We start from the raw sequence: 26,964 nt of genomic DNA, 5'->3' as shown, positions 1-26,964 counted from the left end.
CCGCTCGGATGGGCGCACATCCTCCTCACTGGTGAATACCTCTGGCCAAAGGATACCGCCGCTTAGGGTGTCATTTCGCCCTCAGCCGGAACCGACCCCGTTGAGGGGGTGAGGGCAGGATAGGCTCGCTGCGGCGCATTGTATTGCGATGCAAGGACTGACGCCGTCACCGGCCTGTTCTGACCCTGCGTGCGCGGGCGTGAAGCTCTTGTCTGGCGAGCGTTGCGATGACCGATCGCCTGTGAAATATAGTCGCGCCGCGTCAGTCACATGGTCAAGGCCCAGCCCAGCCCGGCACCGTCACCGTCACCGATCGCCTCACGACAAACCCCGCCACCAGGGCTGCGTCGTAGGTACTGGCCGATGCGGTGAAGCCGCTGCTCCTTGCTACCTCCTGCGGCCTGCTCGCTACGCGCGAGATGCGCGAGCAGGCGATGCGGTTGTGCTGAAGAACATTGCGTTCGGTTTGATCGATCGCGTGAGTCGATCCTGCTGCAGTGATTCAGACAAATCATCGAACATGGCGGCGCGCTCAGGCTAGAATCCCGGCATGGACGCCCTGCCCTTTGTACCCATCGAGCTGACCGCGATCGACCCGGCCCGCAACCTGCGTCGGCGGTGGCGGGTCGCGGTGATGTACGACCTGTTCGGACATTTAGTGGTGGAAACGGGCTGGGGCCGGATCGGCGCGCATGGCCGCACGCTGACGCGCAGCTTCACCAGCGAGGTGGAGGCGCTGGCCTATGTACGCGCTCTGTTGCGCCGTCGATCGGAGGCGCGGCGGCGGATCGGTGTGGCCTATACATCGGCGTGTCGATAGGACGGCATGCCTGGTTGGGAACAGGAGTGCGGCACGTCGTTCCGCTCGACCGGTCGGTTACGAACTTCTACTCGAAAGCACGAACTTGCGCGCCATGGCCGCTTCGTACCGAGAGAGATCTCCACTTCCTCTCCCCAAAGTTCGTGCTTTCGAGTAGGAAAACGAACATGGCCCCTCCCCCCTCCCCGCGCGTCCGTAAGGGCGTACCGCCCAAGGCCGGACAGCGCGACTTGTTCCAGCTCGACAGCCCGCTGACTGGCGAGATCCGCGGTGAGCGGTCACTGATGGCGTTTCCGTTCTTTGCGCTAAGCAAGAACGCCTGGATGAAGCCGCTGAGCTACGATCGTGGCCCTGTCTCGATCGAGGTCCGTCCCAGCGCCAACGGCGTCGCCACAATCTACGACAAGGAGATCGTACTCTATGTCGCCAGCCTGATGGCGGCAAAGCTGGAGGCGGAGGAAAGCGTCGAGCAGGATTTCGTCTTCACCGCGCACGACCTGTTCAGTGTCACCGGCGCGAACCACAGCGCGCGCTCCTATGCCCGTCTGTCGGAGGCGCTCGAGCGGCTGCAGGGCACGCAGATCAAGACCAATATCGAAGCCGGCGGCGAGGGCGAGGAAGGTTTCTTCTCATGGCTCAGCGAAGCGCGGCTTCACTATACGCGCACGAAGACCGGCGAGCGGCGGCTGAAGGCGGTGAAGGTGCGGTTGTGCGACTGGCTGTACCGAGCGATCCTGCGTGACCGGCAGGTGCTCGACTATGCCGCCGCCTATTTCCAGCTGGGGCCGGTCGAGCGGCGGATCTACGAAGTCGCGCGGGCCACCGCCGAGGGTACACCCGAAGGCGAACGGCTCGAAACGGACCTTGCCACCTTCCGCCTGCAGATCGGTTACCAGAACCCGCTCGCCAATTTCCGCACCGCGCTCAAGCAAATCGCCGGGACCGACGCGATCCCCGACTATGACCTGACGCTGATCGAGGGCGACGTCCCGACCGAAAGCGCCGGGCGCGGGCGTCGCGCCGTGCCGGTGAACGTCGTCATCACCCGCCGCGCGCCCGCCGCGCCCGAATCCAATGGCGAATCCAATGGCGAATCGGACGACGAATCGGTCGCGCCGGAGAGCGGCGTTGCCCCGCCGTCGTGTTGAATTGATACTCGAAAGCACGAATCATAACGTCAATTCATACTCGAAAGCACGAATTGCACAGGTAATTTACCCCTAAAGGCACGAAGTTTTTTGCAATTCATACTCGAAAGCACGAACTTTACCGGCTTTCGATGTTGGACTTTACCTGCGACAGTTGGTGCTGCGTCGGTATGGGGCTGTACGCATCAGCAAAGGGCGGCCGTGACCACATAAAGGAAAGCCCGGCACGAAGGCCGGGCGTCCCAAGGGTTAGATGGAGCGACGTCGCCAAACGTCGAACCGGGAAATCAGCCACTTCCCCCCTCCTGATACACCCGAACCCTCACCGGTTCAAGGATGCGCGTTTCGCGCCACGTATTAGCTTTGTCTTTTTGACGGTCCGGCCCCGATAAGGGGATTTGGGCGATGACGGCATTTACTCTGGGCGAAGCGGCCGGACGCGCGCTCGCGCGGATGACAGTGACGGGCGGTGCAACGCCGACCAGACTTCCCCGCACGCGCCATTGTACCGGCGCGCCCGTACGCCGCGGCAGCATTGAGGCGGGCAGCTTCGAGCATCATTTCTTCGTGACCCCGGTCAGAGGGGAGTGCGACCGGCTGCTGCGCATGGCGCGCGCCGCGCTCGATGCCGGACGGCGGTTGAAGCGCGCGGTGCGGGCCGAAGGTCGTGTGCTGTCGCCGGCGGAGGCCGCGATGGCGGCGCTAACCGCGGGTGCGGTCCGGGTGTATGAGGAAATCTGCACGCTGGCACGGCTGAACGCCGGTCGCGTCTTTCCCAGCTACGACCGCTTGGTGGAGGCCACCGCGCTCGGCCGTGCCACCGTTGCACGCGCGCTGGTGACGCTTGAACAGGCCGGGTTCTTGGTGCGCCAGCGCCGGTTCAAACGGATCGAGGGGGACGGGCCGGGACCGCGCTATGCACAGACGTCGAACGTCTACCGCCCCACCCTGCCCGCGCGGCTGATGGCGCATTTGCCGCGTTGGCTTCATCCGGCCCCCGCGCCCGCGGACGTCGAACAGCTGGCGCAGGCGCGCATCGACGAGCTGACGGCGATGCGCGCCACGCTGTCCTGCCGCGATGTGGCCAGGGCAACTGTCGGAGGTGCTCTCGGGCGGATGCTGGCGGAACTTGGCGCTGCTCTGGATAACCGGATCGACTCCCAACAGCACGAGTCTCAAAACCAGGCGCAATCCCTAAATGATTTATATATTCAGGGGTCAGGCAACGATGCATTGGTCAAAGCGTAAAACCATTCCTGACGGCAATAGCCGAACCCCGATACAAACCCCGATGACGTATCAGAGCGTACTCGTCCTGTGTGCTATCGTTCGTCGGAGAAGGATCCATCGTACAGCATCGAACAAAACGGCACGGCAAGTCAGAGCGTTCGTTCAGCCCGAAAAATCACGAGCCCGAAAAATCACGGGATCGCACGATCCAGCCGGTTACGATAAGGTTGGTGTCTACATGTCGACACAAAGACACTTCGACGCGTCTTGCCCATTGAGCTGTCGAATGCTATAGATGTCGACATGTCAACAATTGCCATCATCAGTCAGAAGGGAGGAGCAGGCAAGACAACGCTCGCGCTCCATCTAGCCGCAGCAGCGCAGGAGGCGGGGCGCATCGCACTCGTCATCGATACGGATCCGCAGGCAACCGCCAGCCAATGGGCCTCGTGGCGGCAGGACGCACCGCCCGAAGTGATCGACAGCCCACCGCCCCGCTTGGCCGCGAAAGTTGCCGCCGCATTGGGGCAGGGGGCTGAGTTCATCGTGATCGATACACCGCCTCATGCCGACAGCGCCGCGCGCGCTGCGGTCGAGGTCGCCGATCTGGTGTTGATCCCATGTCGCCCAAGCGCTTTTGACCTATCGGCAATCCAGACGACAGCGAAGCTGGTACAATTGCTGAAAAAGCCAGCCTTCGTCGTTTTCACCGCCGGCCCACCCAATGCAGCGCGCATCTATGCCGAGGCAGGCGGGCTGGTCGAAAGCTATGGCACACCAGCCTGCCCACTAATCCTGCCCGACCGCGCCGCGTACCGCCATGCGAGCGCGGAAGGACGAACCGTCACCGAAAGCGAACCCACCGGTCGCGCGGCGGCAGAGGTACGACAATTCTACGAGTGGACATGTCGACAAATCGGATTATCGACACCGAAAGCGCGAAAGACAATGAAATGAGTCGTAAACCCAGCTTCGCCAATCTGCGCACGATACCTGCACCCGACGCGTCGACGTCCATGACAGCTGTTGTTGCCCAAGGGGCAGGAGAGAGCGCCAGCCGGACATCAACCCGCCCCACCAGTCGCGAGGGTCGCAAACAGATCGCCGGCTTCTTCACGACTGACATGTCTTTCGCCATGCACATGCTAGCGCGACGTCAGAACCGCAGCCTGCAGGCGCTGATGGCTGAGGCGTTCAACGACGTGTTAAGGAAATACGGGGAAAGTCCCATCGGAGATTGATCGACGTGTAGACAATCCCACATGTCGACCGACTGTTTATCATCGGCTGCTCGCAAATCCTTTTCCCATAGCGACGGACACGCTGGATTCGACGGTCATCCGCTGGTCGGCTTGCTTGGGGGGGATACTGGAGGCCGGTTGCATCCGATGCCGGTTGCGATAGCCTTCGATGTATCCGAACAGCGCCTGTCAGGCTTACGTCTGGATTGCCCGTCGGCATTGATGGACCAGTTCGCCCTTCAGTGTGTGGAAGAAAACTCTCCATTGGGGCATTGTCGTAGCAATTGTCGGTGCGGCTCGTCGAAAATGCAGCCGGGATCACCGACGGGTAATCGACATCGGCACCAGCGGCATATTGCCACTCGCGATCCGAGTGGCAGACGAGGCCGGCAGCTGGATACTGCCGCTGAGAGGCCAGATACAGCCAGCTCTCGCCGGTCGCTGTGGACGTAATATTGGCGAACCAGATCGTATTCGGCGCTGCCCCCACAAAACTTTGCGCCAAGAGGTTCGGGGCAATCAGTAGATAGTGACCGCTGTCGATTGTGCATGATCGGAACCGGTGCACCGCCAGCGCATGGATGCGGTGTCGACGTATCAGGCACTCGACGCGGCCACGGCTCCCTTGCCCGCAGGGCGGCATGCCAGATTCGCTACCGGAACGTGACGGCTGTATATCGATGGTCGTTGCGCGGCTATAGCGGCGCCCTACGCAATCTTTGAAGCTGGAGACGCGATCGCGTCGTCAGAGGGTATCCTCCCTATCCCGCTTCCCATAGGGCCATGTCATGAACGGGATCTTTGCTCTTTTTCTTGTCTACCTGATTGTGCCCAAGATCGACATATTGCCTGGGGTTAGACCGGAAGATCTGGTTTTTCTGGCAGCTTTTGCACTTTACCTGCTCAAAGAGCGGCAAGGTAATTTGTTAATTACCAAATCTATGAAGCTGTATCTTATATTCATCGTTATTAATTTGACATCTGCGGCCATCAACTTTGAATTGAATGGGTCAAAGGGATTTTTATACTCCCTGAGACTATTTCAATATGTCCTTTGGTACCCGATTATGTGGAAAGGATGTCAAGATCTCACCAAAGAACAGATCGTACGCGGTTTCACGGGGATCAGTGCGATCCTGTTCGTCTGGGGAATGCTGGAATTCACAGGCATGGTGCCAAAGATCGGCAATTTCGTTGGTGCCACGGGCCGGCTTTCGCTGAACACGGGTGGCCCCTACGAAGCAGCCGTCATGATTGCGATGCTGGGCTATATCGTCAACGGTATCGTTCTCACGCCACTCTTGCTGGTAATCGTCGTCCTGACCCAGGCGCGTATTACGACCGCAGCGGTAGCGATTGGCTATATCATCACGCGACCAGGCCGAACCGCGTTATTGGCGATAATTGCAGGTACCGCCGCCCTTTTGCTGTCGCCGCAAATCGATAGCATGCTCAAGGGAAGTCGATATCAGGCACAGGAAAGCCAATATTCGATGATCGGCCTCATCCGATATGAATGGGACGTGGTACCGACGTTTACTGATCCCTCTCTCTTTCGCGACGCATTTATTGAAAACTTGGCAGATCTAAAGTATATGCCAGACAAGGTAGGTGACCTGAGTTTCAACATCCGCGCGGTTCGATGGCCGATCGTTTACAAATCGGTGATAGGATCACCGATCAGCCTGCTGATCGGCTTTGGCCCGGGGGCCTGGGGTAATGCACTCGATGGGTATCACGCTCGATTGGCTGGCGAAGTCGGTCTTCTGGGAATAATAGTATTTGTTTTATGGTTTTTACAGCTACTTCGGGAAAGTAGAAAACAAAGTGTAGTATTCTATAGTCTGATTGTAATAAGCATATCCTCAATATTTATCGATATCTTCGTTTCATCCAAAGTTATGCCCTTGTTATGGGTGTTTGCCGTGCTGCAGGCGATCGGCCATCCGGCTTCACAGGTCGGAGACTGGCGGGGCTTGCGAAACCGCGGTGGCGGAGGGTCAGGACGCACCGGGCAGTCCGTGTAGATGGTCGTGGCGGTTTTCAGTCGGCAGGCGTCGAGGGGTGCCAGATGGACGATTTGGACTGCTTCCCGGCGTGGGTTGGATGCAGGCCAGCATTAGGTCGTGACCGGGTCACATTGACGCAGATCCTGAGTTCATAAGGTGGTTTTTGCATTCATTTGTCAAAAGCGGTTGAGGAGAGAGGCGATCTGATTCCGGGTTGCCCCGGCCACTCGCTCAGCAGGATTTCCGGCTTTGAGAACGTCTACCCGATCGGATTGAGGTCGGGGTTGTAGGGCGGCAGAAACACCAGCTGCTGCAGATCGAGCCTGTGTTGATGGCGTCGCCGGCGTTGCCGCTTGCGGGCCACGTCCGGCATCTCGGCAGTTCGGGTCAGAACCAATCGCCCTCGCTCGCCAATACGGCACGCCTACAGCCGTTCATTCGGAGGTGTCCAAGCATTCCCGGTCGCCCGGTACCGGTGAGACCAGCCCACCACCGTCGCTGCTGACCTTATGCCCAGCTATCAGCTTGAACCTCGTCTTACGCCCAAACGAAATCCTGAATCTGCCAGTTCCGGTTATGCTCCAATTCGAAGCCGGCCTGCCAATCGGGCGGCATTCTGTGCGTAAAGAAAGTAATTTGCGCTCACGCAAACTGGGTCACATCAACCCGCGGATTCAGATTGCATGATCAAGCCTGTGCGGCGCGCCGAACCCGGCAGTTCGACGATGCTTTATCGCGCGCGCCTGTTCGACCCTGACGTGTCTCTGGCAACCGCGAACGGTTCAGTTGAGATGGCTTGGGGATTATAGTTGCGATCGATCCGGTTACGGATGCGGTTCTGTACTCGGTTCTGAATACGATTCTCTATTCGTGCCATCGGCTCAATCCCGGGACCGGCCACGACATCTTCGCGTGTCCGGCGCTGGCCGACGGTCTTGCCGGATTCGAGCCGCGTCGGTTGCGCTGGCGGAAGTGGCTGCTCCTCGTCTTCCTGATTGACGGATGCCGACCGGGCAGATGTGGACTGTGCCTCGGTCGCTGCCGGATAAGCCACGAATATGGCAAATGCTCCGATCAGCAGGCTAGAATGCACCATTGTTTTCCTCATCGCGCAGGAGCCAGCTCGACGCGGTCAAACTGGCCCGTCAGTCCCGCCACCGCATCCGACGAACGCGCCGTCAGGACGAGAACCTGCACCGGACATTCTGCCGGCACGCTGAACACACCGCGAAAAATGCCGTTCGCTACCGTTGAGTTAGGAACTTCGATGCGACCGATTTCGCGGCCGTTCATGCATTTCAGCGACCAATAGGGCCGCGCGCTGTCGACCGCGTCGATCCCGACGCTGTGCCCGGTAAGCCGGTACACACCCGGCGGCAGCAGCTGGAACTGCTGAAGCATTGCGCCCCCGACACTTGCCGGCGCGGAGAAATCGAAAACGCCATCCTGGATCCCGGTCGCCACCCCGCCGGCGTCCAGCGGCATCCAGTCGAGCAGTGACGGCGGCTGGATAGTTGCCGCAAAACCCCGGTCACGCGAACGACGACGGTCGACACCAGGCCGAACCGAGGCGTAAAAGGTCCAGGCGGCATCCGCCCGCCCTGCGGCAACCAGGGCGTTCACCACTCCGGCGTTGGCGGCCTCGGACACGGTGATGCCGCTGCGGCGCAAGCGTGTCAGCAAATCTGCCATCGACTGCGGATCGGAACCCTGCGTCGCTGCGAAGTTGATGAAATTCTCGCCCCACGGCGGCTTCCGGCCGAGCGTGTGGACAAGTTCGCGTCGTATGACGGGATCTTTCATTGCCGATATGAGAACCGGATAAAGAAGACTGCTTAGTGCAGGCGAAACCCGCAGGGTAATATCGTACTGAAGCAGCGCCCCCGGCACGTCGGATCGCTCGACCGCGTCCTCGATCATCCAGAGCTGGGTACGAACGTCACGGCGCGAAAGTTTCTGCGCATAGGTGAAGTACCGCCGCGCTGCCGCCTTGTTACCGCGAATATCGGCGTTGAGGCCGAGTGTCGCTGCAGCCGTTACCGCAGTCGCGTCCCGCCGCAATGCAGCCTTCGCGAGACGATCGGCGTTTGCCCGATCTTCCGGCGAAGCCTCTTCACCGGACAGCGATATAGCATAGGCCCCTGTGATCCGCGCGTCATATGGTGCCAATCTGTACGCAAACGCCGGGTTCGTCTTGGCGATGACCTGTGCGATCGAGAAGGTCAGGCTGTAATAACCAACCACGGTCGTCACGGCGGCAAGCGCCAGACGTATCGCCCAATCGCTGATCGAACGGCGCGCAAGATCGCGGCGAAGTGACATGCGGGCTAACGCCTATGCCTTGGCATCTTGCCGGCCATAGCCGTACCCATAATTATAGCCATAGCCATAGCCATCGTGCGCCTTGCGTGCCTCGAACTTGGTCAGCACGCAGCCGAATATCCGCGCGTTTGACGAAGACAACCGGCCTATCGCGGTCTTCACAAGGGTTGACCGGATACCATGCGATTCCACTGCATAGATGACACCTTCGACACGGCTTGCAATTAACGGCGCATCGGCGAGGCCCATGACCGGCGGACTATCGACCACGACATGGTCGTAACGCTCGAGCAACCGGTGAATGAGCGTCTCAAAGCGATTGCCGATCAGCAGTTCTGCCGCATTTGGCGGAATGGGCCCTGCCGACATGGCGGTAAAGGCAAGATCACGCATGGGAAAAACCAGGGCGTCAATATTGTCGTCACCGGCGAGGAAATTGCTCAATCCCCGGTCATGATCGACACCACCAAGGTGATGGACCGAGGGCGAACGCATGTCGCCATCGATCAGGATCGTCCGCTTGCCCGAACGCGCCAGCATCGTGGCAAGCGCCAGTGCCGTGGTCGATTTCCCTTCCGCAGGCCGCGTCGACGTGATGCACAATGAACGCGGGACGCCGTGTTCGGTCGTGAAGCCAAGGTTGGTGCTGATCGCGAGATAGGCATCGACCAACACCGACTTGCGATCAAGCAGTTCGTCGCGCGGCGCGACACCATCATCGACCTTTGGCACGACACCAAGCAGCGGAAGGCCGAGACGCCGTTCGATCTCCGCAGGATCGGCGATGGCCTCGTCCATTTGCTCAAGCGCGAACGCGGTGGCCGCACCGAGGAGCAATCCGACAAGCAACGCGATCACCAGGTTCAGGATCAGGCGGGGACTTGAGGGGCGCTGCGGAACTTCGGCGCTATCCACCACCGAGACGTTATTGACGCCAACGCCACCGGCGACGCCGATTTCCTTGTACCGCTGCAGCAAGCCATCGTAGAGTGCGCGGTTGGTATCCACCTCCTGCTGGTAGATATTGTACTGGATGCTGCGCCTGCGATTGTCGAGATAGCTTGCCTTGAGTTGGTTCACGCGTGCCGCCAACGCATTCTCGCGCTCCACGGCCTCGCGATAGTCAGCCTGGACCGACCCCGAAACGCGACTTTCCTCACGACCGATCGAACGGTCGAGCTGGTCGATCTGTGACTGGATCGCCTGGGCGGCGGGATATCCGGGTTCGAACTGCACCATCAGCCGCTGATATTCGGCGGCTAGTTCGGCGCGACGCTGACGCAGGCTGTTGATCGCCGGGTTGCGGAGGGCCTCGGTCGACGCACCCGCGGCACCCGACGCCTGCACCCGCGCTTCGGCCTGGATGCGATCCGCCGTCGCCTGGGAGAGCACCGAATTGAGTGCCGCAAGGTCGTCGGCAACGATCGAGCGTTCGACCGTTGTCGTGCCACCAGGGGCACCCTGGGCCGGCAGATTGATGATCTGCTGTTCCGACGCATAGGAGACTAGCTGCCGCTGGCTTCTGTCCAGACGTTCCTTCTGCTGAGCCAGCTGCTTTTCAAGCAACTGTCGACCATAGGAAGTTGCCTGCACCTTTCGCTCTAGATTGGTGGTGATGAAGTTTTCGGCCCAGGCATTGGCCACGCGCGCGGAAAAACCGGCTTCGGGACTGGTAAAGCCTATATCGACAAGCCGTGACAGGCTGGCCGGCTTGACCGTCAGATTATCCAGAAGCGCTTCACCCGCGATACGCTGGCGTTCCTTGCGACCGCTTGCCGGATAGCGCCCGTTGACCAACTGGAATTCCGGCGCTTCTTTGACAAGCCCGAACAGCTCGAAGAACTTGGGATCGTCGACGAAGCGAAGCTGTACGGCGACCCGCTCTGCCAGAGCGCGAGACCGCAGCAGTCCGTATTGCGTCTGATAGAATTCCTGATCGACTGTGCTGGTTTCACGATCGACCCCCTGAAAATTCGTCACCTTGCTCGCCTCGCGAGCGATCTCCACCGTCGCGATCGCAGTGTATTGAGGCGTCATCAGCAGTGTGATGATAAGCCCCAGCAGGACGCATCCCGCAGCAATGCCGGCGATGATCCAGCGCCAACGCGTCGCGATGCGCAGGAACTGCCGGATCAACGGCACGTCCGCAACGGTTTGAGGATGCGATTGCTGAACCGGTAGCGACACATCGGCTTCGCCCGGATTCATGGTAGCGACATTCATGCGGACAAGCCTTACTGTATGATCGCGATCAGCGGCGCGGCGAGAAGTGGAGCCACCGACACAACGTCGCGGAACAGACGACGCTGCGGGGAGTCGCCGACCACGACGACGTCGTTGGCGTATATTGGCGGATCGTCATACGCTCCACGCCGAATTTCGGAGATATTGTAAAGTCCGGCCATCTTGCGTCCCTCGACGGTGCGCAGAATAACGACATCTTCCTGTCGCGCGAACTCGCTCAGTCCCTTGGCCGACGCTATCGCACGCAGCAGCGTCATTTGGTTGGTGACTGGATACAGACCCGGTTCGACAACCTGGCCGTCTATCGTTACGACCTGGCTGACCGAAGTCTTGATGTTGACGGTCACTTCGGGCTTGCGGACGTAGCGACCACGCAATGCGCTCTCGATCGTAGCGGCCAGTTCCTGCGCGGTCTTGCCGCTGGCTTCTATGGTGCCGACCAGCGGCATCGCAATACGCCCACCCGCATCGACCTGCAGCTCGCGACTGAGGTCGGAAACGTTGAAGACATCGACTTCGATCGTATCGAGCGGGCCGATCAGCGCGGGCCGATCGGGCACCACCAGATCCCGCCGGGCAGGTGCCGGCAATTCCGCGGTATTATTGACGACAGTCAGCCGTTCACTTGATGATAATGGCTCCCGCCGGGCGCATGCCGAAACAGCGACAATCATCATTAAGGCGATACAGATTTTTCGCATGCGCTCGGAATATTTCCAGCAGGATAAGAATAACGCGGGCTATAGATGCTGGACGGTTGAAGGTAAAGTAGACCCCTTTTGATGATCAGGCCGGGTCGAAAGCCAGACTGCGGCGATCGCGACGATCGCCATCACCAGCGGTGTGCGGACGGGGTAGTCGACCACGCTGGCAAGTCCAATCAGCAGCAGCATCGCCGAGCCGATCCTCGGCAGGATCGTCTTCTGCCTCCCTGCATCGCGCCACGCCCGCGCGCTGGCCCATGCCCACCACGCCGCTACAGACAGCAGGAACAATAACCCCGGCAGTCCGGCGTCGAGGACCATCGCGACGAGGTCGTTATGCGCCTGGTTGAAGTATGTAGGCTTGAGAAGGTCGAGCGGTTCGCGCGCACGGAACGCCGCATCAAAACCACCGAAGCCGATACCCGTCGGAAAGACGTCGCGGGTCATTTGCCATATCGTCGGAAAGGCACGACTGCGCATGTCCTGCTCGACATCGAGCGACACGATGCGCTGTATGGACACGGCGCGGTCAGAAAGCACGCTGGCGAGTATGACGCCCGCGATGAGCATGGCGACGGCAATGGTAACGGCGAGGGCGAGCCAGCGTGGCGCACGCCGCAGTTCCCGGCGAAGTTCGCGCCATGCAAGGCATCCGGCAATCGCGATCGCCAATGCACCCATGATCATGCCAGCCCGCGATCCGCTGGCCAGGATCATCAGCGCGAACAGCATCAACAGGCCCAAGCCGACCGGTCCACGCCAGGACAGCGGACGTCCTTCGCGAAACATCCATGCCGGCAGCACGAGGCACGCCAGCGCCAGAAACAGCGCAAAATGATTGCGATTTGCAAAGTTTCCGATGACGCTGGCAGGCGAATAATTGATTAGCGGACTGTAGAGCGACGCCCCGGAAAACTGAAGCAGCCCAAGCAGCATCGATGCGGCCGCGAGTGCCAGGATCATGCCAGGCAACCATGCCCGTTCATCCCGTGTCATGGCCGTCGTCAGTGCAAGGACGGTGAATGGCACGACCAGCGATACTAGCGCATTGAGCGTTCCGCTCGGCATGAGCGACCACCTTCGTTCGGGATCGGCCACCGGCACGCCGTCGACAAGGTCTCGGCCGGGAAACAGACGCCACACGTCTTCGGGCAATGGAACAAGCTGGACCGCCACGATCAGCAGCGCAGCGGCTAGGAACAGCCAGGGCGCCTTGGCCTGCCCCGGAACGGGGCGTCGTCCAAACACGCACAGCAGGATCAATATCACGAAAGAGACCGAACGAACGACGATCTGGCCTTCGATATTGGCTCGCGAGCCACCCCCGGCCAACCACAATGTCGACAGCAATAATCCGAGCAAGAGTGAAACAAAGTTTGGCCGAAACGGAAAAGCAGCTTGCGTCATAGCCGGTTAGTTCTGCCTGTCTGCTGGAAATTGCAACAACGGACCGTGGGGAGGCGTCGTGAATGGACGACGGCTGCAGCGGGGTCGATCATAACCTTGAAGCTGCGGTCTGTCTTGCGGGCGCGCATTGCGATGGGCCTGAAGTCCCTGAGCTTACAGCGAAGTTTCCGATGAGATGTCGCTATGCGTAGATTGCGAGATCGATCCCCGGCTTTCGCACCCGGCCTGGATGCTGCGAGATGACGATCCTGGCACCGCGAGAACCTTGGTCGTCATGCCGCCTCTGGAACGGCCGGTGGCCTGGCTCGAAGTTCCCCTTTTACGCCCTGACCGTGACGATGGAGCACCTGAGGCGGCGAGTTCGTGCAGGAACCCGAGCTCCAAGGCGTCCGTTGAGGATCACTCGCGCCCGCGCCGATTCCGCATGGAGGTCAAGGCGACGGACGGCAGCGCCAGAACGTCCGGCGGGCCGGCTGTGTCGCGGGTCACGGATGGAGGGGACGTTCCGGTACCATGTCCGGTAGCCGTGAAATTCGATCAGGCGAGGACCGTTCGATACACATCGGCAACTCGCCGGGCGACGTTCGACCAACTGCCGCGGTCTACCCAATCGAGGCGATCGGCGACTGAATCCCGAACCCAGGCCTCGCCGTCGAGCACGCGGCGAACAGCGGTGACGATCTCTTCTTCGGACAGGCCGTCGAACATCTGCCGCTCGTCCGACGCCAGTTCAATCATCGAAGAATTTCGCGCGAAGATCGCAGGTACGCCGCAGGCATAGGCCTCGACGATCGGGATGCCATATCCTTCGTAAAGCGACGGCAGGGCGAGAAACGACGCATTGGCGAGCAGCGCCCATTTGTCCGCTTCGTCGGTTGGCCCCAAAAAGACGAAGCGATCGCCCAACAGCGCCCGCCCGCGCGCGACGGTCGCTTCCGCCTTATAGTTCAGCCGGCCGACGACGACGAGCTTTGCATCGCCGTAACTCGAACCCAGGCGCGCCCAGGCTTCGATCAGCCGGTCGACATTCTTTCGCGGTTCCAGATTGCCGATGTACAGACCGTAGCGTGATCCTTTGGCAATCTGGCCACGGATCGGCCAGGTGGCGCTGTCGATCAGCGCCTGCGGTGGCAGGTCGACGCCGCAGCCGATCACATGCACCGTTTCCGGTGCCACGTCGGCGAGTTCGAGGATACGCTGCCGGGTGAAATCCGACACGGCGATGATCGCCGAGGATTCGCGCACCTGCCGGTGGAAGTTGCGGCGCGCGAAGATGCGATTGTTGCGGTTGAAGAATTCGGGATGGTCAAGGGGGATCACGTCGTGGATCGTCGCGACCTTCAGCTGGCGCGGCCGCTTGCCGATATTGGCAAACCAGGTTTCGTGGACCAGGTCGTAGGAACCCAAGGCCTGGCGGGCAACAATACGGGGCAGGAATTCGAACGCTACATTCTGCAGCTTGCGGCGGTCGTGAAGCGGCCGATATTCCACCTTGTGAACCTGCGGCGCGAATTCCTCGGGGCAGGTGTTCACGCCGCCATCATGCTGGACCAGCACGTCGGGTATGGCGAACTCGCCACATCCTTCGGCGGCAAAGGTGTTGGCGAGCGACAGGCAGTAACGCGCGACGCCACTGATGGGCGGCCGCACCGGGCGACCATCGATGAGAATGCTGGTCATGGGAATGGCTCTGACGATCGGGACAAACCCGATTACTAGGTCAGGGCGGCCAATCTTGCCAGCCTTCAGCTCCCGCCAACGGGGCGAAAGCCCAAAACTGACTGGACGCAGCTATGCTACCGATCGCCAGGATATCGCCTAATCTGTTGCAGAAGGGCATCAAGCCCATGGCACGCAGGATATTGTGGAGTTCGACGCGGCTGGACGAAGCCGAGTAGTCCTATGCTCGACCCGTTGACGGGTGCCGAGACGTATTTCAAGCCGACGAATGCCGGATACGGCTTGCCCGACGTCGGAAGGGCCAGCGTCAACCACTCTGGATATGACACATAGCGAAAAGGCGACCGGGCCGATGATATTCTCGGGCCGAATGGCCTGTCCGATGAGGTCAGTCTTGGACGACGGGATATAAGGGACAAAAACCGAAAGAGACGTTTATCGCAAACGATGCATCATGTTGCTTGTCATGTCGTCGTAACGTCGCGCGCCGGATCGAGAAGCAGGGTTGTAAAGGATTTCGCTTCTTTTTGCGCCTCGGTATTGATGCCTTCGAGATGGGCAAGATGTGCCGCGCGCGCGTGTTCCCAGTCGGTCGACATGGCGGTCAGCCGGCGAAGGATCAGTGCGCTATCCGTATCCAGGTCCATCGTTAACAAGCGGTCGCGTGCGATGATGCGGTCGGCGATGCAACCGGTGTCCGTGGCAACGACGTCCACGCCACTCGCATAGGCTTCGAGCATGACCAAGGGTTCGGCCTCGTCGATCAGCGTGGTAGGCAGCACGAACAGGTCGATATCCCTGTAAAACATTTCCTTGGCCGCGCCCGTCACCATGCCGCGATAGTCGATCGACGCCGGATTACGCGCGACCGCCGCCTCGATCGCTTCGAGCAACTGGGGATCGCTCGTGGGACCGGCAATGATCAGCCGTGCCTCCGGCAGGTCAACGAGCAATCGCTTGAACAGGTCAAGCAGGTAAAAGACGCCTTTGGCGCGCGTCAGGACGCTGGCATGGCCGAGCGTGGGTGCGCGATCGGGGCGCCTGTGCGCCTGTCCACCCAGTCCGAAAAGGAAGGCATTGGACAAGGCGATAGCCTGTCCCCGCGGCTGTCTGCGCGCCCGCTGCAAATACAGCGCGGCGAAGCGGTCGCGCATTCCGGGAGACAGCAAAACATGCCGTTGGTTGCGCCCTGCCACGGCAACAAGCATCCTGATGCCCTGTTGCGGCCACAGGTTGATCGATCGATAGGAATGGTGATGGAGCCACGGGGCCAGACCGCGAAGCCGCAGTGCGCCTATTGCTGGTAGCAACAGCCACGTACCCGATTGCCCCGGTACCGAGACATATACGGTGTCCCCGGCGCGCGCGCGCAGCAATAGTGTCGCCGCGTTGGCAATGCTGCGCCAAAGCTTTCCGGCGAAGGTGGTACCCAGCGGCAGGACAGCCGTCGTCGCGATCCGCGACAGATAAGCCAGCATCGCGATGTTGTAGTTCGACTGGCCGTTCAGTGGCGGCGGGAGCGAGCCGAGAAACCATAGCCGGCCGTTCGATGCCCCGTCAGGTGCAGCGTCGCTCATCCCCTCCTCCGGACTCAGTTTTTTGGACAAGTATACCTTGTGATCAGACCCGCCGCCCATGGCAATGCATGGCAGATTGCCAAAGGGCACAGCCATATGCGGGCGACGATGCCTTTAGCGACCAAATATGCCGGGGAAAAGCAACAATGACATACACGCGGACGTCTGCGGGGCGTCACGGTGAAATTATCGCGGCGGGAACGCTGTTCGGTCTGTCGCTGCCTCCGGAGACGGCAGATCCGCGTCCCCCTTGCATCGGATGATTGTCGAAATTGCCGCGGCGCTGGCGCTTGGCTGGTTTGGCCTACACAAAGGGCGTTGTCAGGCTGGAATCTCGCAATCGGAATGGTCCTCGTCGTTTTGACGCTAGGTGTTTGATCCCGGCATTTGATGGACCGGACTGACTTCACGAAGCGGACGGCGTGATATCAAGGAGGTGAGCCGCAGTTCCAGCACACGATAGACGACGTAGCCCGCCGCCACTGAAAGTATGGATATTGCTGCAATCGCGACGGGAAGCGGCGTTGCTGGCGCCAGCTTCACCATCAACTTACACGCCAGCGAGATAACGACTACGTGAGTGAGATAGATTGAGTAGGAGGCATTGCCGAGTTCGGGAAGAATGCGACCAGCATAGCTTCTACGATTGTCGAGCATGACAGCTCCAGCCACCACTACCGCCGAAGGCAGGCCAAACATCCATAACCGCCATACCTGTACTGTTGGAGCAAGCGCGAGAGTCGCTATAACCAAGGCCGTGCCCGCAAGCATGGGCAGAAACGAGGGGCGATCAATCAGCGCCGTCGCGATCGTCATTCCGAGCACGAACTCGACAATAATGGGGTTCTGAAGAAAGAAAGATGTGCCCCGCCCACTGGTTACGAGTGCCAGCATGATAAACGCGGTGATTCCCCACGGTCGTTTGGCCAAGGCCATCCCTGCGGTGGCTATGATGTAGAATAGCACCTCATACTCAAGTGACCAACCGACGTTGAGAATGGGATAGACTTCGTTTCCTTTTGTCCAAGACAAGAAAAACATTGATCGGAGCAGAAGGTCCACGTCGGGAGGCCCCGCGCGCGCGATGCCTGGAAGATAGGACAGGGCAAACAATGCCAGTGTCACGATCCAGTACATGGGTACGACGCGAGCAAAGCGACGCCAGGCAAAAAGGATCGGAGCCTTTTCCAGTGTCGAACCAATATATACGATAATAAAACCAGAAATGACAAAAAAAAGATCGACGCCATATTGGCCGTATTTAAGAAGTGGGAAAGGGGGAGTGCCGCCAAGATAAGACAATACTGTAATTTGAGCGTGATATACAACAACAGTTGCAGCAGCAAAAAACCTCAGAACTTGAATTCTTTGGAACTTTTGACGGCGTTGCATGGGATTTCCGTTTACTGGAGCGAGGGTCAATGCCGACTATGGGCGTCGCGGGTTGGAGGCAGTGCCTATACCCTGTGGGGACTTTGGCAATGTCGCATAACGTGAGGGTCCGCGCGATCCGTCCGCACGCTATCGTCGATGGCTGGGAAGCTGCATGCAGCCACGCTGAGCAGGTTCAGTCGTCGCGCCGTTGTCGTGTCGCCCGGCAACATGGACATTCCGGATAGCCCCAGGACGATGGTAACGGCGACGGCGCGGGCAATGTGGACGGGAAGACGGTGGACGTTCACGGGAGCCCCCGCAGGCTTCCTTCCGTCCGTCGTCGTCCGTCGGGTAAGCGCCACGATCCCTGCGGTGATTGCGATCCTCTCCGCGATAAGCCTGCCGGTATTCGTGACCGGCCTATCCGAACCCCTCCGGGGCTGACCCGGCACAATAGGCAACCGTACGTGCATGCGGGGCGAACCCGAGACGATCTTCAGCCGGTTCGGCGGTGATTGGCTCACGCCAAGGCGGATAGACAACCGGCTCAACCCGATCGGGTTTCATCCGAAATTTCGTGGCTACATCGTGCGCGCGCAGGGTGCCTGGCGCGGCGTCGACACGATGATCTGGTGTGTGCTGGGTGGGGGCAGCGCCGTGGCCCATACCAACGTCAGCAACTATAATGGCCTAAGCTGTCCGCGGAGCCTCAGGTCGGCTTTCGCCAGTAGCGCGGTTGCATGCTCAGGCGCGCCTTCACGCGGGTGGGCAGCGATGCTTCGACACGACCCAGGCGATAGCCCGCATATTTCGCGATCGTTCGGACAAGGGATGTGGGAATGGACGCCGGCTCGCACTGACGAAGGTGGGCGAATTCATTGCGCAGATAACGTATACCCTCTCCTTCGGCCGCCCCAAAATTTTCCCTCAGCCATGGATTGCGAAGGTGGAAGACTCCGACGTCGAAATACCGCCTGAACTCCTCCTTGATGGTATAATCGTGCGAATGGTGGACGCAGGCATCGGCGGCGTAGGCGAGCTTCCGGCCGGCAAGCAGCATGCGACCGGCCACTACCTGATCCTCGGCGAAGAAGGCATCGTGCTCGAAGCCGCCCACGTCGTCGTAAGCGACACGACGATAGGCGGCAAAGCTGTTGGAACAGAAGGTCGTCTTGACGCCCAGGCGCGCCCGATCGGCAAGGCTGCGCACTTCCGAGACTGCGGGATAGTTGAACAACCTTGAAAAGCGCTCGATCGCGCGCGATCCGGGTCGCGGCAGTTGGCGACCATAAGCCATGCCCACGTCCGGATCAGCAAAGCAGCGCACCAGGTTCCGGATCGTGCCACCATCCGCCGGAATGGCATCCTGCGTCATCATTACGATATATTCGGCGTCCGGGATCAGCGAAATGGCATGCGCCCGTGTCCCGCCGTGATTGAAATTACGCCTCGGATAGCTGACGACCTTGGCACCGAACGCGGCAAACCTCTCACACGTATCATCCGTCGACTCTGAATCGATGACCAGAACCTGGTCGGGACGAATAGCCTGGGCCTGCAAACCATCGATAAGGCGAGAGAGATAGGAACCGGCGTTCAGGGTCGGGATCACGACCACAGTGCGCGCCAACATATCATCGGACACAAATTTCTCCTGCACCATCAACTACTTGGCCCGGAACGGCCATAAGTCGACCGACCGATGGATACGGCGTTGACGATAGGGGGGGGGCGACCCCGCAGCCAGCGTCGCCAATGATGGGGCGACAAGGCCACAGATTTTTTACACAGCGCGTCCGGAATGGAAAGACGTAATCGAAAACGGAAATTATTCCCGCTCCCGGTGAATCGCCGGTCGTCAACGCCATCTTCGAGGTGACATTCCCAATCAATCTCTATGCGATCGAGGACGCCATTCCCCTCGTCACGACCAAGTACGGATATTACGTGGCGGGATCAGCCCCTTTGGCAGGTGGACTCGACGGGCTGGGGTGCGAAGCCGGATGACAGTCTGACATGCGCCATCGAGAATATGCCGGCGATCACATGGATTCGGCATGCCAACCTTGCGATCACCGTTTCCGTCGGCGGTACGGTGATCGCCGCTCTTGTCTTCCTATTTCCTGCAGGCCGGCTGATCCGGCCCCTCTATTCCGACCCTTCTATTCCGGCCCGCCGAAACCATCGACAGTCACATCGATCGAGCGCTGATATCCATTGACGAAGCGGCGCGTCGCATCGTGACGCCCCAAAATGCTGTTGTTGCGAATCAATATACCCGACAGTTGTTCGAGCGGTTGACCGTTCCTGCCCGAATCGGCGGTAGGCGTGGCAAGGACGATCGGCGTATCCGCGGCGGCTGGCGTGAACCGGTTTGCCGTCGCGGTGACCTTGGACACATTGTATCCGAATGCCAATCCGGCGACCGTAAAGCCCCGCAGATCATTGTTTCGGATCACGACGCCGCCGGTATCGCCACCCACCGCCACGCCGCGTTTCCCGCCTTGGACACTGTTGTTCTGAATCAGGATGTCACGAGGTTCGCCATGAATGCGATTAACGCGAAATCCCGCCACGCCGGCATCCACGATCTGGTTTCCGACGACGCGGATCCGCGCCACCGTTTCCAGGAAAATGCCGATGCTGCACCGCGTCAGGCGATTACCCCGAATCTCCGCTCCTCCGGACGTCGACACGGGTGAGCCGTTGGGATTGTCGCCGTACAGGTCGATGCCGTTATCGGCGGTATCCGACACGATGTTGTTATCGATAAGCAGGCCCTCGAACTGCGCCACTTGAATGCCGATGTAGGCGCAGTCCCGGACATCGTTCCGGGTAATGCGCAAATTGCGCGAAACGTTGTTCGCGCTCCCCACAAGCTGGATCGCCTGCCCGTTGGCGCCGCGCAGTGCATTGCCTTCGATCGTCACGTCGATGCAGCGCCCTTTCCAGCCAAGATGAATGATCGCGCCGTTGACGGCGTCGCGTTCCCCGCCCTGACCCGCACGATTGCCGTCCAGCCCCAGGTTGCGGATTGCCGCACGCTCGATGTTGCCCATGCTGGAGACAATCCGCGCAAAACTGCCCGGGCCGAGCTGTGCGTCGGCAAGCCGGATGATCGCCCGCTCCGGCGAGGCACCCAGAAGAGTGACTCCCGAGCGAAGGATGATTGCTGCCATTCCGTCACTGTCGGGTGAAACGCGATGGGTCACGCGGTAGGTCCCTTCCGGGAACGCGACCACGCCGCCGCCAGCGGCGTGCGCATCATCTATTGCCCGCTGGATCGCGTCCCGATCGTCGGCGATGCCGTTACCATGTGCGCCGAACTGCCGTACGTCCCGCGCCGGCCCCGTACCTTGCGCGAACGCACAGGCGGTAGTCGTCGCTACCGTCCCTGCGATCATGGCGCGCCGCGTGAATCCTGGTCCGTGCATCATTCGTCCGTTCTCCCTGCCGGTATCGCAGTGTGGCCGGTCACGACATGTCGACACATCGACATCCGGTCGGCGGTGATCGTCGCGCCGGATGATCTCAACTGCCCAGCACCTTGCAGTAGACATCCGCAGTCGTCGTGGCGATCCTATCGTAGGAGTAGCGAGGGAGAGGCGCAAAGACCCAGTTCATGCTTTCCGCGACCCAGCCCCCCCGCAGCTACGGCTACGTTCGCCCGGCAAGACGACGATCACGTGAATCAGGAGTGGCGGGACGCCCGATGATCGGTATGAGCGCGCTGCATGCGGGGCGGTGCCAAACCAGGCCTGCGGGGTCGGGGGCGTGATGCGGACAAGATTGGACAGGTTCGTCGCAAGCAGCCGCTTTCAGACAATGTTCGCGATCGGGTCCTTCGGCGTGCAGGCGGCAACCACGCTGGGACTGATGTTCGTGCTTATGCACACGCTCGCCAACGAGCAGTACGTCACCTTTTCCCTTCTTTTCGCTACCGCGCAGCTGACCGCGATGTCGCTGTTCGAATGGCTGCGGATCGCCGCGACACGGTTCGAGCCGGGCATGAGCCCGGAACGGACCCTCGCCTATCGTGCGACGACCACCTCGCTGTACCTCGTGCTGGTCGTGCTGACCCCTCTCGTCACGCTGGCGGTCGGCTTTGGGCAGGGCATGTCATTTGGCAGCGCCCTACTCCTGGCGCTGGGCGCGGTGGTCCAGGGCGGCGGCGACCTGGTCCTCACCATATTGCGATCACGTGAGCGGATGACCGTGTTCGGCGTGTTGCAGATGACGCGCGCGCTGGCCGCCGCTGCGGCCGCGATCACGGTCGCCTGGATGACCGACCGGGCAGACCTGACCTATCTCGCCTATTGTGCCGGTGCGGTGCTGCCGGTGTGCAGGGTGCTTGCCGGGCGGTGGCGGATGGTGGCGACGGCTCTGCACGGGTTCGGCATGGGGGGCGCGCGCCCGATCCTGGCGTTCGGCATCCCCTCGGCCTTGGCCGGGATCCTCATGCAGGCGATTCCGGTCATGCTGCGCTGGCTGATCGTCGGCCACCATGACAGTGCAGTGGAAGCCGGCGCACTGTTCGCGATCGACATCATGCAGCGTCCGTTCGTGGTTATCGTCGGAGCGGTCCAGGCAGTGATGTCGCCGCCCGTCGTGGCCGCCTTCGAAAGCGGCGACCGCGCGCTGTTCAGGGCGCGCATCGTGAAAGTGTATCGGATCATCGCCGCCATCATCGTCGGGCTAGTCGCCATTGGCCTTGTGTCGGTGCCTGTCGCCGGACACCTGATCGTATCGCCCTCGCTGGCGCCGTCATTCGTGGCGACCGGGCGCGTCGCGGTGCTATTCTTCGCCTGCCAGAGCTTCCTGCTCTATTCGGCGCAATTCCCGTCGTACATACTGCGCCAGACCGGCGTTCTGGTTGGACTGTCCGCTTCCGAACTCTTGCTGCTGGCGTTGACCCTTGCAGCCGTGCCGACCACACCCGACACGGTGATGTGGGTAGCAACGATCCCGGTCGCGGCATTCACGGCGCTGTTGGCGATTTATGTAGCACTTTCACCTGCCATGATCCTGCGCCGGATGTGATGCAGGGCCGGTTTTCAGCGAACGCGGCCGCTGGTATCGGCGGGTCCGGTCGCGGTCGAACAGTGGGTGGCGATGAAGGAGTTCCGATGACGATGGCCGCAATTGTGGATACTGGACCTCTCGCCTGGGCAGACAAGGGGTGCGGCCGGTGATCGCGGGACTGATCCGACGGCTGACCGGTCGCGATTATGTGATCGCTTCGGGTGATATTGGCTATCTACTGTCCAAGGGGGCCATCCCGTTCCTGCGAGGAGCGTTATGGAGCATGGGCAGGCTCCGCGCCCCGCGCAGCCTGCTGCTCGGCCCCCACATCCAGTTCATTCAACCAGCGCGCCTGTTTAATGGTCAGGGGGTTTCGATCGGAGGCTTCAGCTACATCGATTGCTCCGCCGATGGAGGAATTGTCCTCGGCTCGGGGGTGACTATCCGTGAGCGTGCCTGGATACAGGGGCGCAGTGGCCTGAATGCGCGCGCTGCACGGCTGAAGGTAGGCGACCGCAGCTATATCGGTCCCAATGCCGTGATCGGACTGGGTGGGCCGGTGACGATCGGCGAGGGCGTACAGATCGGCGCCGGCCTGACGATCACTGCCGAGGCCCATGAAGGCGACGCCGACGGCAGCTTCGTTACCGGCCATGTCTCTCGTACCGGGGTCACGATTGGTGATAATTGCTGGCTGGGTAACAATGTCAGCCTGCTTGACGGCGTCGAACTTGGCGAAGGATGCATTATCGGCGCCGGCGCGGTCGTCACCCGATCGGTACAGTCGTACAGCGTGGCGGCCGGCGTGCCGGCGCGCATCATCCGTAAGATCCGATAAGAAACCAGCTGTCTTCACCACATTTTTCAGATCATGTAATTTGAATACTTTCGCGGATAGTTATATAATTATATAATATTTATTTTGTCTGATATATTTGCGTAATAACGCTAAAGGATTTTGACGTGTCGTCACTGCGGACCGCGAAAAATGAACCGACCGGTGCGGGAATGGTTCCTAAGAAAGAATTCGAGGGAGATTTTATTCCTCCGTCTCGCAAATTTTTAAGGCTGAGGCTTTATATTGCTCTTATCACGATTGATTCCATCGCTCTGCTAGCCGGCTGCTGCATAGCCAACCTGGTCTGGTTCGGCAATTTTCTGCACCCTCAAGGTTTGAGAATGGCGGCAGCTGGATTGCCGCTGCTACTGGTCGTTGGTCTTAACACCAAGTGCTATTCGTTCAGCGAAATCAGCAACGGCTATAAAAGTGCCAGCCGCATATTCTGGGCGGTAATACTGATTTTCAGCCTGATTTTGTTCATAAGCCTCTACATGCGTGCCAACATGAACCTGTCGCGCGCGGTTTTCGGCTTGGGATCAATTTTCGCGCTGGTTATCCTGATCGCGAGCCGGTTCGCGTTCGCATCCTTTGTCCACCGGTTGCGAGGTGGTCCGCCGGTATCTGAAGTCGTCATCCTCGAAGGTGCCTCGTGGCCGCGTAGGGGAAACGCCTTTGTGATCAATGCCGAGCAGGCCGGGCTGATCCCAGACGTTAACGACCCCGACATGCTCGACCGGATCGGTCGCACGCTGCGCAATGCCGATCGCGTCATCGTCGTCTGCGAGGAAGCGCGGCGTGCGCAATGGGCCTTCGTGCTTAAAGGTATCAGCGTGAAGGGCGAGATTCTGGCTCCGGAGATAGAGAAGCTGGGACCGCTGGGCACCAGTCACTTCGATGATGCGCAGACAGTAGTGGTATCAATCGGGCGACTGAGCCTGCATAATCGCATCCTGAAACGTGCCTTGGACCTCACGGTCGCGATGATTGCCTTTTTGCTGTTGCTGATACCGTTCGTGATTATCGCGGTGGCAATCAAGCTGGATTCACCGGGCAGCGTGTTTTTCCGACAAGTAAGGATCGGCGAGAACAATCGTCATTTCCGGGTTATAAAATTTCGCAGCATGCGTACCGATCGACTGGATCACAACGCCAGTCGCCTAACGGCCCGCGACGATGATCGGGTAACCCGGGTCGGCAGGTTCATTCGAAAAACCAGCATCGACGAGCTGCCGCAAGTCATCAACGTCCTGCGCGGAGAAATGAGTATCGTCGGTCCGCGCCCACACGCGCTTGGTGCATTGGCCGGAGAGAGCCTGTATTGGGAGGTCGATGCGCGATACTGGCACAGGCACGCCGTAAAGCCGGGCATAACTGGTCTTGCGCAAGTCCGCGGATTTCGCGGATCGACGTTTCAACGTTCCGACCTCGCGGATCGCCTTCAGGCGGATCTGGAATATATCGAGTCCTGGACCATCTGGCGAGATATTGCGATCATCCTGGCAACGTTCCACGTCATCGCGAAACGCGACGCCGCCTTCTAGCGCCAATCGACATTCAGGATTCCCAAACGGGCTGAAGGCTGATTCATAGACATCCGTGTGTAGGCGCGGAGCGAGCGATGGGCATCAAGCGGTACGAGTTGAGCGAGGCGCAGTGGTCGCGGGTCGCGTCACTCATTCCGGGTAAGGCGGCTGACCCCGGCCGAACGGGTTCGGATAACCGCTTGTTCGTGAACGGATGTTTGTGGGTGCTGCGCTCGGGCGCGCACTGGTGCGACCTTCCAGAACGCTATGGCAAATGGAAGACGGTGCATCGGCGTTTCAGCCGATGGTGCCATGCCGGTGTGTGGGAGCGGGTTTTCGAGGCGCTGACGGCGGACCGGGACAACTTGTATCTGATGATCGACAGCACCATCGTTCGCGCCCACCAGCAGGCAGCGACCGGAAAAGGGGGGCCAAGGATCAGGCGTTGGGGCGTTCCCGAGGCGGACTGACGACCAAGATCCACATGCTTGCCGACACGTTCGGCCGGCCCCTGCGTTTGCGCATCACGCCGGGGCAGGCCAGCGACATCGCCTCTGCACCCGATCTGCTCGATGGCCAGCAAGCCGGGGCGGTGCTGGCCGACAAGGCCTATGACGGTAACGACTTGCGCGACCGGATCGCACGCATGAACGCGACGGCTGTCATCCCGTCGAAACGCAGCCGCAAGGTCGCCATCCCGCACGACGCCGGCATCTACAAACATCGCAACCAGATCGAACGATGCTTCAGCCGCCTTAAGCATTTCCGTCGCTTCGCCACCCGCTACGATCGACGCACCGTTCACTTCACCGGCTTCGTCCATCTCGCCGCCGCCATGATCTGGCTACGGCGAATGTCGATCCGGCCTAGGTCACACGGACAAAGGGCAGCCACGGGCCGCGTCTGGTCAGTGAACCGATCTGCACCCACTCCTTATCGAAAACCCTTGCCTGCTCGCAAAATGCCGCCTCTTTCTGCCTATAGACACCGTAAGACCGGTGCTGCCCCTCACAAGAACCGATCCCCCGCGTGGTCGCGGAACCGGTCGGCCGCGCGGACATAGTAGGAGAGGATCTGCACCGTGCGGTGGCGGCTGACCTCCTGCATCTTGAAGATGGTGGCGCCCTGGCTCGCGGCTTCGGTCAGGAAGCCGGCGCGTAGCGAGTGGGCGGAGAAGGTGGTGGGGTCGTAGCCAGCGGCTGCTGCGGTGCGCTTGACCAGGCGGGCAACCGCGCGGTCGGACATCGGTGCGGCGGTCAGCGCGTCGCCGCGGGTCAGGCGGCGAAAAAGGGGTGCGGTGGGGTCAGGGGGGCTGTCAGCCTCCATTGACGCGAGTGCCGCCATCCACGCAAGCAGCAGCGCCTTCGGGCGGATGCGCGACCCCTCCGGCACCGCAATCACCGCGCCCTCGCCGGCGCGATCGGTCTTGGATGAGGTAATACGGATCTCCAGCCCCGCGTCGACTAGCGTCACGTCGCTCAAGGTCAGCGCGACCAGTTCCGACCGACGCAGCGCGGCAGCCATGCCGATCGCCAGCACTGCCCGGTCACGGCGGGCGCGCGGGGTGTCGCCCGTCACTTCGGCCAGCATGTGACGCAGCACCGATGCATCCACAGCCGCCTTGCGCACAGGCGCCACCCACTTCCGGGCGCGAATGCCGGCCATCGCCTCGCGCAGGCCGCCCGCCTCCGGGTGAGAGGTCGGCGCACCGTAGTTGGGGTCGGTTCCGGCTGAGGGCGAAATGACACTCTAAGCGGAACGGCATGCCTAGTGGATAGCAGAAGGTTCCCTTGAACGCTGGCGGCGGCGACATCCGCCAGAT

At 60.5% G+C, this 26,964-nt stretch carries 20 protein-coding genes and 3 pseudogenes; 10 read left to right on the top strand and 13 right to left on the bottom strand.

The window, feature by feature from the left end; genetic code table 11:
- Positions 1 to 550: 550 nt before the first annotated feature.
- The 5 genes from ASE75_RS14990 to ASE75_RS14975 all read left to right on the top strand — a co-directional run bounded on the left by ASE75_RS14990 (position 551) and on the right by ASE75_RS14975 (position 4,439).
- Complete coding sequence (locus ASE75_RS14990; RefSeq protein ID WP_055935194.1) at positions 551 to 820, top strand: WGR domain-containing protein; 270 nt, start codon at positions 551 to 553, stop codon at positions 818 to 820.
- Positions 821 to 987: 167 nt separating this feature from the next.
- The gene (locus ASE75_RS14985) at positions 988 to 1,968 is read left to right on the top strand and encodes a replication initiator protein A (protein WP_055935191.1); all 981 of its coding nucleotides are present in this window, start codon (positions 988 to 990) and stop codon (positions 1,966 to 1,968) included.
- Positions 1,969 to 2,373: 405 nt separating this feature from the next.
- Positions 2,374 to 3,216, top strand: coding sequence for a helix-turn-helix domain-containing protein (locus ASE75_RS14980; protein ID WP_055935188.1), 843 nt, complete (start codon positions 2,374 to 2,376; stop codon positions 3,214 to 3,216).
- 285 nt (positions 3,217 to 3,501) lie between these two features.
- A complete protein-coding gene (gene parA / locus ASE75_RS15285; RefSeq protein ID WP_082464037.1) occupies positions 3,502 to 4,155 on the top strand; it encodes a ParA family partition ATPase in 654 nt (217 codons plus the stop codon).
- Complete coding sequence (locus ASE75_RS14975; protein WP_055935186.1) at positions 4,152 to 4,439, top strand: ribbon-helix-helix domain-containing protein; 288 nt, start codon at positions 4,152 to 4,154, stop codon at positions 4,437 to 4,439. The genes parA and ASE75_RS14975 overlap by 4 nt, the downstream gene beginning before the upstream one ends.
- A gap of 39 nt (positions 4,440 to 4,478) precedes the next feature.
- Here ASE75_RS14975 and ASE75_RS15975 read toward each other — a convergent pair.
- Positions 4,479 to 5,061 (bottom strand): annotated as a pseudogene (locus ASE75_RS15975) (IS3 family transposase); the annotation flags it as partial.
- Between the two features lie 166 nt (positions 5,062 to 5,227).
- Between ASE75_RS15975 and ASE75_RS14970 the strand changes: the two are divergent.
- Positions 5,228 to 6,466, top strand: a complete 1,239-nt coding sequence (locus ASE75_RS14970) for a hypothetical protein (protein WP_055935184.1) — start codon at positions 5,228 to 5,230, stop codon at positions 6,464 to 6,466.
- A gap of 712 nt (positions 6,467 to 7,178) precedes the next feature.
- On the opposite strand, the gene ASE75_RS15655 is transcribed toward ASE75_RS14970, so the two are convergent.
- From ASE75_RS15655 to ASE75_RS15280, 11 genes and pseudogenes are all read right to left on the bottom strand, one after another.
- Positions 7,179 to 7,556 carry a hypothetical protein gene (locus ASE75_RS15655; protein ID WP_156340564.1) on the bottom strand — a complete coding sequence of 126 codons (378 nt, stop codon included), beginning with the start codon at positions 7,554 to 7,556 and terminating at the stop codon, positions 7,179 to 7,181.
- Positions 7,553 to 8,770 (bottom strand): hypothetical protein, encoded by a 1,218-nt coding sequence (locus ASE75_RS14965; RefSeq protein ID WP_055935181.1) that lies wholly within the window; start codon positions 8,768 to 8,770, stop codon positions 7,553 to 7,555. Before ASE75_RS14965 ends, ASE75_RS15655 begins: the two co-directional genes overlap by 4 nt.
- Before the next feature lie 12 nt (positions 8,771 to 8,782).
- Positions 8,783 to 10,993 (bottom strand): GumC family protein, encoded by a 2,211-nt coding sequence (locus tag ASE75_RS14960; RefSeq protein WP_055935178.1) that lies wholly within the window; start codon positions 10,991 to 10,993, stop codon positions 8,783 to 8,785.
- A gap of 11 nt (positions 10,994 to 11,004) precedes the next feature.
- Entirely contained in the window at positions 11,005 to 11,715 is a 711-nt protein-coding gene (locus ASE75_RS14955; protein WP_156340562.1) for a polysaccharide biosynthesis/export family protein, read from the bottom strand.
- Between the two features lie 39 nt (positions 11,716 to 11,754).
- On the bottom strand, positions 11,755 to 13,125 hold the full coding sequence (locus tag ASE75_RS14950) for an O-antigen ligase family protein (RefSeq protein ID WP_082464036.1): 1,371 nt from the start codon (positions 13,123 to 13,125) through the stop codon (positions 11,755 to 11,757).
- 252 nt (positions 13,126 to 13,377) lie between these two features.
- A pseudogene (locus ASE75_RS16165) lies at positions 13,378 to 13,469 on the bottom strand (IS5/IS1182 family transposase); the annotation flags it as partial.
- A gap of 193 nt (positions 13,470 to 13,662) precedes the next feature.
- Positions 13,663 to 14,805: a glycosyltransferase family 4 protein gene (locus ASE75_RS14945; protein ID WP_055935169.1), complete on the bottom strand. Its 1,143-nt coding sequence runs from the start codon at positions 14,803 to 14,805 to the stop codon at positions 13,663 to 13,665.
- Between the two features lie 464 nt (positions 14,806 to 15,269).
- Positions 15,270 to 16,412: a glycosyltransferase family 4 protein gene (locus tag ASE75_RS14940; RefSeq protein WP_162233752.1), complete on the bottom strand. Its 1,143-nt coding sequence runs from the start codon at positions 16,410 to 16,412 to the stop codon at positions 15,270 to 15,272.
- A 336-nt stretch (positions 16,413 to 16,748) separates the two neighbouring features.
- Positions 16,749 to 17,774, bottom strand: coding sequence for an acyltransferase family protein (locus ASE75_RS14935; protein WP_082464034.1), 1,026 nt, complete (start codon positions 17,772 to 17,774; stop codon positions 16,749 to 16,751).
- A 691-nt stretch (positions 17,775 to 18,465) separates the two neighbouring features.
- Entirely contained in the window at positions 18,466 to 19,401 is a 936-nt protein-coding gene (locus tag ASE75_RS14925; RefSeq protein ID WP_200922383.1) for a glycosyltransferase family 2 protein, read from the bottom strand.
- 517 nt (positions 19,402 to 19,918) lie between these two features.
- The gene (locus tag ASE75_RS15280; protein ID WP_235512829.1) at positions 19,919 to 21,193 is read right to left on the bottom strand and encodes a glycosyl hydrolase family 28-related protein; all 1,275 of its coding nucleotides are present in this window, start codon (positions 21,191 to 21,193) and stop codon (positions 19,919 to 19,921) included.
- A 388-nt stretch (positions 21,194 to 21,581) separates the two neighbouring features.
- On the opposite strand from ASE75_RS15280, the gene ASE75_RS14915 reads away from it, so the two are divergent.
- The 4 genes and pseudogenes from ASE75_RS14915 to ASE75_RS15270 form a co-directional block, all read left to right on the top strand.
- Positions 21,582 to 22,796 carry a hypothetical protein gene (locus tag ASE75_RS14915; RefSeq protein ID WP_055935155.1) on the top strand — a complete coding sequence of 405 codons (1,215 nt, stop codon included), beginning with the start codon at positions 21,582 to 21,584 and terminating at the stop codon, positions 22,794 to 22,796.
- Between the two features lie 148 nt (positions 22,797 to 22,944).
- Positions 22,945 to 23,616: an acyltransferase gene (locus ASE75_RS15275; RefSeq protein ID WP_156340558.1), complete on the top strand. Its 672-nt coding sequence runs from the start codon at positions 22,945 to 22,947 to the stop codon at positions 23,614 to 23,616.
- A gap of 125 nt (positions 23,617 to 23,741) precedes the next feature.
- Entirely contained in the window at positions 23,742 to 25,160 is a 1,419-nt protein-coding gene (locus tag ASE75_RS14905; protein WP_156340556.1) for an exopolysaccharide biosynthesis polyprenyl glycosylphosphotransferase, read from the top strand.
- An 83-nt stretch (positions 25,161 to 25,243) separates the two neighbouring features.
- A pseudogene (locus tag ASE75_RS15270) lies at positions 25,244 to 25,989 on the top strand (IS5 family transposase); the annotation flags it as partial.
- A 161-nt stretch (positions 25,990 to 26,150) separates the two neighbouring features.
- On the opposite strand, the gene ASE75_RS14895 reads toward ASE75_RS15270, so the two are convergent.
- A complete protein-coding gene (locus tag ASE75_RS14895; RefSeq protein WP_082464030.1) occupies positions 26,151 to 26,807 on the bottom strand; it encodes a site-specific integrase in 657 nt (218 codons plus the stop codon).
- Positions 26,808 to 26,964: the final 157 nt, after the last annotated feature.

Source organism: Sphingomonas sp. Leaf17 (assembly GCF_001421505.1).
GTDB lineage: Bacteria > Pseudomonadota > Alphaproteobacteria > Sphingomonadales > Sphingomonadaceae > Sphingomonas.
Note: the sequence above shows the minus strand (reverse complement) of the source record. Positions and strands in the feature narration are given on the sequence as shown.